Origin of the sequence: Synechococcus sp. R6-5, from assembly GCF_047461775.1 — a bacterium.
Lineage (GTDB): Bacteria > Cyanobacteriota > Cyanobacteriia > Thermostichales > Thermostichaceae > Thermostichus.
In genome coordinates, this window is the sequence record NZ_JANSHV010000198.1 from 1 (window position 1) to 5,301 (window position 5,301).

Consider the following 5,301-nt stretch of genomic DNA (forward strand, 5'->3'; position numbering starts at 1 on the left):
GGAGAGTTCAGCGTGAATGTATCAGGTACTTGGATCACCATCACCAGGTTCAGGGCTTCTTCTGCTACTTCCGCCGAATGGGGATCCTGAGGGGTTGGGTTGGCGGCTTGCTCGGCCCGAAAATCGCTGAGGCGCTGCCCGGTGAGGCTGGCCCGTTCACCGTTTTGATTGAAGAAAAGGCGCTGGCCCCAAATAGCCTCGCCCACCCTATCTTCGGTGCGGTTCTCGGTCACCGTAATGCTGGTGCCCTCGCGGGTGGCCAAAATGGCCAGCACGGCTGGGTTGCCGGGATGGGATTGGTAGTTGAACAGCACCGGGTTGAATTGAGCGGATCCCCCGGCAGGGATAGGCAAAAAGGCGGCCTGGGCGCTCACCAACACATGGCTATCCCGTGGAGCCAGCAGGGAGTTCCGGTTGCCGGCCCAAGAGCCGGGATCATGTAAGTAGCGGCGCAGATTCCCCAGCAGCTCTCGCAGCGACACGGGTTGCAGGGGTTTTCCTTTTTCGTTGCCCACCAGCACCTGTAGGCTATCGAGGGGCAGGTCGGCAGACAGATCGGCAAAGTTGGGGTAGCGGATCACCGGCATCAAGCTCAGCTCGTAGTGACCCGTTCTGGGGTTGAGCTGTTGTACCTGGATGGTCATGTCGCTGATGTTGGGGCCAAGGGCAGATCCCTTGTGGCGTCCGGTATCTTCCCAGGTGATGTTGACGATATCCAGCCCATACTGCTTTGCCAAGGCTCGCGCTTGCGGATCCCAGGTCATGGAGATCGTCTGGTCAATCACCTGCCTGTAGGCCAAGTATTCCGCCCACTCTGAAGGAGTGGGGGAAGAAAGGGACTGGTGGAGCGGAAAATCCATAGGGGTTGTCTGCGAGGTGGACACCATCAGTGTAGGGACGAGGGCTGCTCCGGCCAGGGAAATGCCCACCCAGCTCAGTGAACTCAGCAGCCAGGGGATGGGGGCGCGCATAGCAATATTCCTGAGGATTGGAAATTGGGGGACTATACCCTGACAATAGCTCCCAAAAGGGGAGAGGACGTGGCGGTTTCGCTTTTGGCAACCCCATGCTTTTGCCGGGATCCCAGGCTGCCTGGGCTACGATAAAAGGCTGTAGCACCCTTTCGAATCATTCCAGATCATGGCCAATATCCGCCGGGATCCCGAGGTCAACGCTTCTGTGGCTTCTGTAACTCCAGCTTCTCCAGAGCCTCAGGCGCAGGTTCAGCCCTTGCCGCTGCATGTCATGTTCCGCCTGGGCCTGTTTCAAATGGGCTTGGGAATGATGTCGCTGCTCACTCTGGGAGTGCTGAACCGCGTCATGATCGATACAGAGCTGCTGGCCATCCCGGCCACAGTGGTGGGGGGATCCCTGGCCATGCACCAGTTGGTCTCCCCGGCTCGGGTTTGGTTTGGGCAGCTCTCGGATGCTAAGCCCTTGTTTGGCCTGCATCGCACCGGCTATGTGCGTCTGGGATCAGTGCTATTTGCCGTTTGTATCTTCCTGGGGGTGCAGGTGGTGTGGGGTTTGGGGGATAGCTTTGCGGCTACGGGCTGGTCTGGAGCCACCTATGGCTGGGTAGGCTTGGCCTGTTTGATGTTTGCCCTCTATGGTCTCTGCCTCAGCGCCTGCTCCACGCCTTTTGCGGCTTTGCTGGTGGATGTGTCAGACGAGGACAACCGCTCTAAGTTGGTGGGGATCGTCTGGTCTATGTTGATGGTGGGGATTGCCGGCGGGGCCATTGGCTCGGCAGTTCTGCTGCGGGGCTTGGATCCGGACAACCTGCAGAGCACCATTAATCGCCTCTTCATCATCATTCCAGCCGTGGTGATCCTGCTGGGGGTGATCGCCACCTGGGGGGTGGAAAAGCGCTATTCCCGCTACGGATCCCGTTCCACCCTGGCCGGACGAGAAGACCAAATCACCCTTGGCACGGCCATCAAGGTGCTGACCGCCAGCCGCCAAACCCTGATCTTTTTCGGCTTCTTGGTGTTGATGACCATGGGCCTGTTTATCCAACAGCCGATCCTAGAACCCTACGGCGGCGAGGTGTTTGGCATGACGGTGGCCCAGAGCACCCAACTCAATGCCTTTTGGAGTTTGGGCATTTTGGTGGGGATTGTGCTGACCGGATTTTTCATCGTGCCTAAGCTAGGCAAGCAGACAACGGCTCGTCTGGGCTGCCTGCTGGTGGCCATCTCTTTTGGGCTGACCATTGCCTCAGGGTTTACAGGCAATCCACGGCTGCTGCAGCTGTGTATGATCCTGTTTGGCTTGGCTTCTGGGATCACCACCAATGGCGCCATTACCCTCATGTTGGATTTGACGGCAGCGGAGACGGCAGGCACCTTTATCGGGGCTTGGGGACTGGCCCAGGCCATGTCCCAGGCGGTTTCCACCTTGCTCGGCGGGGCTTTGCTCGATCTGGGGCGCATTCTCTTCCCCACTTCTTCAGTGCTTGCCTATGCCACCGTCTTTGGGGTGGAGGCAGCGGTGATGTTGCTGGCCGTGTATTTGCTGGGACGGGTGAGCGTGGCCGAGTTTCGCGAAAAGACCAACCGTGCGCTGACCCAGGTGTTGGCTCTGGAGCTGGAGGGCTAGCAACGCAGAGCTGGCTCGTAGTGGGGGCAGCCCTGACAGGGCCCGCTGGGGTTGACGGCACAACGCAGCAAGGGCGAGTGGGCATTGAACCGACAGGAGGGATCCCCCAGGCAATTCCCTGCTTCCTGCGGTGGGTTTACCGAACGCACCAAGGCGCGGATCCCACACAGGTGGTATTTGCCTTGCCGGAGCCGGTAGGAATGACGCTTTTCCAGAACTAGGTAGTGCTGCTCTGCCAGTTGGACGTAGGTGCCCGGATGGGGACTACTCTGCCAAGGACATTCCTCCACCACCTCTCCTGAATCCACATCAATCCACTGAATGGGCAGGGTCAGGTTGGGGGAAGACATAAGGTGCCAACGGAGCCAGTTTAGGGCAGCAGACTACAAAATGATGGACTGGGCTTGACTTGTGATTAAATTGTGCAACTTTTTCCGGCAACACTGAGTATGGCTGGTACAAATGTTCTCTCTTGTGTGACCTGGAGCCTGCTAATCTACAGAACTTCTACAAAGTTAAGTTAGAAAAAGCTGTACTCAGTGTAATGGATTTTCCGCAGCGGGCGGAGAACGGGATAGGTTGGGCCTGTGGCGGCGAAAAGACGGATGCTTGGACTAGCTGTTGGAATGGGCTTGGCGGGCCAGTTGGGTGAGAAAAGCCAGAGGATGACGGTTTTGGAGCTGCTGCCTAACCCGCTCTTGCAGGATTTCCTCTTGCCAGGGATCCCCGGAAGACAGCCACTCTAGGTAACTGAGCCCCGCCACCCGTGTCAGATAGGCCCCCGTCACTGCCTGCAGGGGGATCCCCATAACCATCAAGGGGCTGGCCTTGAGCAGAGAGCCCAAAGCCTGAGTAGCCAGCTCCAGCCCCCCCAGTTGCACCACCATTTGCGCCAAACTCTGGGCAATTTGCTGGGCCCGGCGCAAGGTAATGCGTCGGTCAAACACCTGGTGCAGTTCCCCAATCATGCGCGCCTGAATGGCTACTCCTGCCAGCACATCCAAAGCAGGAAGAGGGTTTGCCGCCAGGGCAGCAGCGGTGGCCCACTGCATCCGTTCCACGATCTGGCGACCCTGTTGGCGACGTTCTTCTTGGAGGGCCTGCTGGACGGCTTCGCTGAGAGTTCGGGTTTGCAACAAGGCATTGGCCAAGCGCAGGTGGGATCCCTTCTGCTGCAGCAGGTGAGCCATTTGTTGAATGAGGGCCTCTGTCTCGGGGGGCTGCGGCTCCCAAGTTTCCCACACAGAGCCATCTTCGGAGTAGTAGCGAACCTTGAGGGGCTCTGGATCAGCGGCGATGGCCACCACCTGTTCGGCAGGGATAACACCGGCGGTGCGTCGGCGCAAATGGGCCAAGATGGTCTCTACATCCTCCGGCAGCATCTGATCGGTTTTGTTGAGGGCCAGGATGGTGGATTTGCCCAGCCGGGCCAGCTCCAGCATTTCGGCATATTCCGAAGCCAGCAGATCCCCGGCCACCACCAAGATCAGCAGATCCGCCTTCTGGGCCAGGGCGCGGGCTTCCGCTTCACCTGCTCCCCCAATCGTCAGCAGCCCAGGTGTGTCGGTAAGGGAAATGGGGCCGTTCCAGCCCTCCAATTGGTAGGTGTGAATGGATCCCTGACGGGTGGTGCCCAGGGTGGGGGCTGTTTCGCCCACTGGTCGGCCCATCAAGGCATTGATCAACGAGGTCTTGCCGGCGGAACTGGTGCCGAACACCACCAGATGCAATTCCTCCTGGTTAAGCCGCTGATTGATCTCTTGCAGCTTGGCACGCAGGGCACGGCGACTGATGTCATTCTGCAGCTTCTGGATCAGGCGATCGGCATCTTCCAGATCGGCTTGCACCTGATTCCGAGTTAACTTAACCCGCCGCAGCGGTTGTGTCCGCTGGTTTGGAGTACTTTGCCGTCGGCCAGCCTGCTGCCACCAATGGCGCGCTGCCAGACCTGCTGCTGCTGTCCCTCCCAGGATCCCGGCCACTGCCAGATCCGCCAGCGGCAACGAATGGGGGGCGATAAAGCTATAGATCCCGCTAACCCATTGCAGATATTGGCTCAGGGCCGCCAAACCCAGCCCTGCCCACAACCACACCCAAGTGGAGCGCGACAGCACCATCCCAACCCACAGCCTGCCCAGATCTCCAGATCAAAAAGCCAAAATCGACCGGTCATCCCAGAGGACAGCCCCCGCTGTCAACTGAATCTGCAACCGCTTCTCCAGCATAGGGCTTGCTGTAGCTGAGCATACAATTTTGTCAAGAGTTTTGCTGGGGATCAGCCACCCGCAAGTAAAAGAGGAAGGGGAAGCAGGAAGTCAAAAGCGCCCTCAGCTCAACCGGCCAAATGAGCCAGGGATCCCCTCTCCCAAAATCGCCGGCGGCTCCAGTGGTGCCGGCAAAAATTGGCCGCCGCGATAGTCCAATAGCTGCACCAGCAGCAAGTAGCCCACCCCCAGAGCAATGGCCAGGATCCCTGTAACGATTGCTACCCACTTAGGCCGCTCCACGCTGAATCTCCCCAATAAAGTGCTGGATCTCGATGCTTCTATGATGCCCGAAGTGGTGGCCCAATTCCTAACGCGGCGGGATCAAGACTGCATCGATGACGTGGATGATGCCGTTAGAGGCTTGAATGTCTGCCACAACTACCTTGGCGTTGTTGATGCGGATCTGTCCTGATACATTCACGCTGAACTCTCC

Annotated in this window: 5 protein-coding genes and 1 pseudogene; 1 reads left to right on the forward strand and 5 read right to left on the reverse strand. The window is 58.6% G+C overall.

All coding sequences use genetic code 11. The features are described 5' to 3' along the window. Nucleotides 1–971 (reverse strand): annotated as a pseudogene (locus NW818_RS10625) (hypothetical protein); the annotation flags it as partial. Between the two features lie 169 nt (nucleotides 972–1,140). On the opposite strand from NW818_RS10625, the gene NW818_RS10630 reads away from it, so the two are divergent. Beyond that, nucleotides 1,141–2,601, forward strand: a complete 1,461-nt coding sequence (locus NW818_RS10630) for a BCD family MFS transporter (protein WP_414424533.1) — start codon at nucleotides 1,141–1,143, stop codon at nucleotides 2,599–2,601. On the opposite strand, the gene NW818_RS10635 is transcribed toward NW818_RS10630, so the two are convergent. The 4 genes from NW818_RS10635 to NW818_RS10650 form a co-directional block, all read right to left on the reverse strand. Continuing rightward, nucleotides 2,598–2,951, reverse strand: a complete 354-nt coding sequence (locus NW818_RS10635) for a DUF6464 family protein (protein WP_414424534.1) — start codon at nucleotides 2,949–2,951, stop codon at nucleotides 2,598–2,600. The two genes, NW818_RS10630 and NW818_RS10635, sit on opposite strands and share 4 nt — an antisense overlap. A gap of 264 nt (nucleotides 2,952–3,215) precedes the next feature. Then, the gene (locus tag NW818_RS10640; protein ID WP_414424535.1) at nucleotides 3,216–4,718 is read right to left on the reverse strand and encodes a DUF697 domain-containing protein; all 1,503 of its coding nucleotides are present in this window, start codon (nucleotides 4,716–4,718) and stop codon (nucleotides 3,216–3,218) included. Nucleotides 4,719–4,928: 210 nt separating this feature from the next. Next, nucleotides 4,929–5,108: a hypothetical protein gene (locus tag NW818_RS10645; protein WP_011434300.1), complete on the reverse strand. Its 180-nt coding sequence runs from the start codon at nucleotides 5,106–5,108 to the stop codon at nucleotides 4,929–4,931. A 67-nt stretch (nucleotides 5,109–5,175) separates the two neighbouring features. After that, nucleotides 5,176–5,289, reverse strand: a complete 114-nt coding sequence (locus NW818_RS10650) for a fasciclin domain-containing protein (protein ID WP_414424536.1) — start codon at nucleotides 5,287–5,289, stop codon at nucleotides 5,176–5,178. Nucleotides 5,290–5,301 lie beyond the last annotated feature (12 nt).

What these genes read in the sequence shown, in the direction of transcription:
- NW818_RS10630 (WP_414424533.1), top strand. Translation starts at nt 1,141, where the DNA reads ATGGCCAATATCCGCCGGGATCCCGAGGTCAACGCTTCTGTGGCTTCT.
- NW818_RS10635 (WP_414424534.1), bottom strand. Translation starts at nt 2,951, where the DNA reads ATGTCTTCCCCCAACCTGACCCTGCCCATTCAGTGGATTGATGTGGAT.
- NW818_RS10640 (WP_414424535.1), bottom strand. Translation starts at nt 4,718, where the DNA reads ATGGTGCTGTCGCGCTCCACTTGGGTGTGGTTGTGGGCAGGGCTGGGT.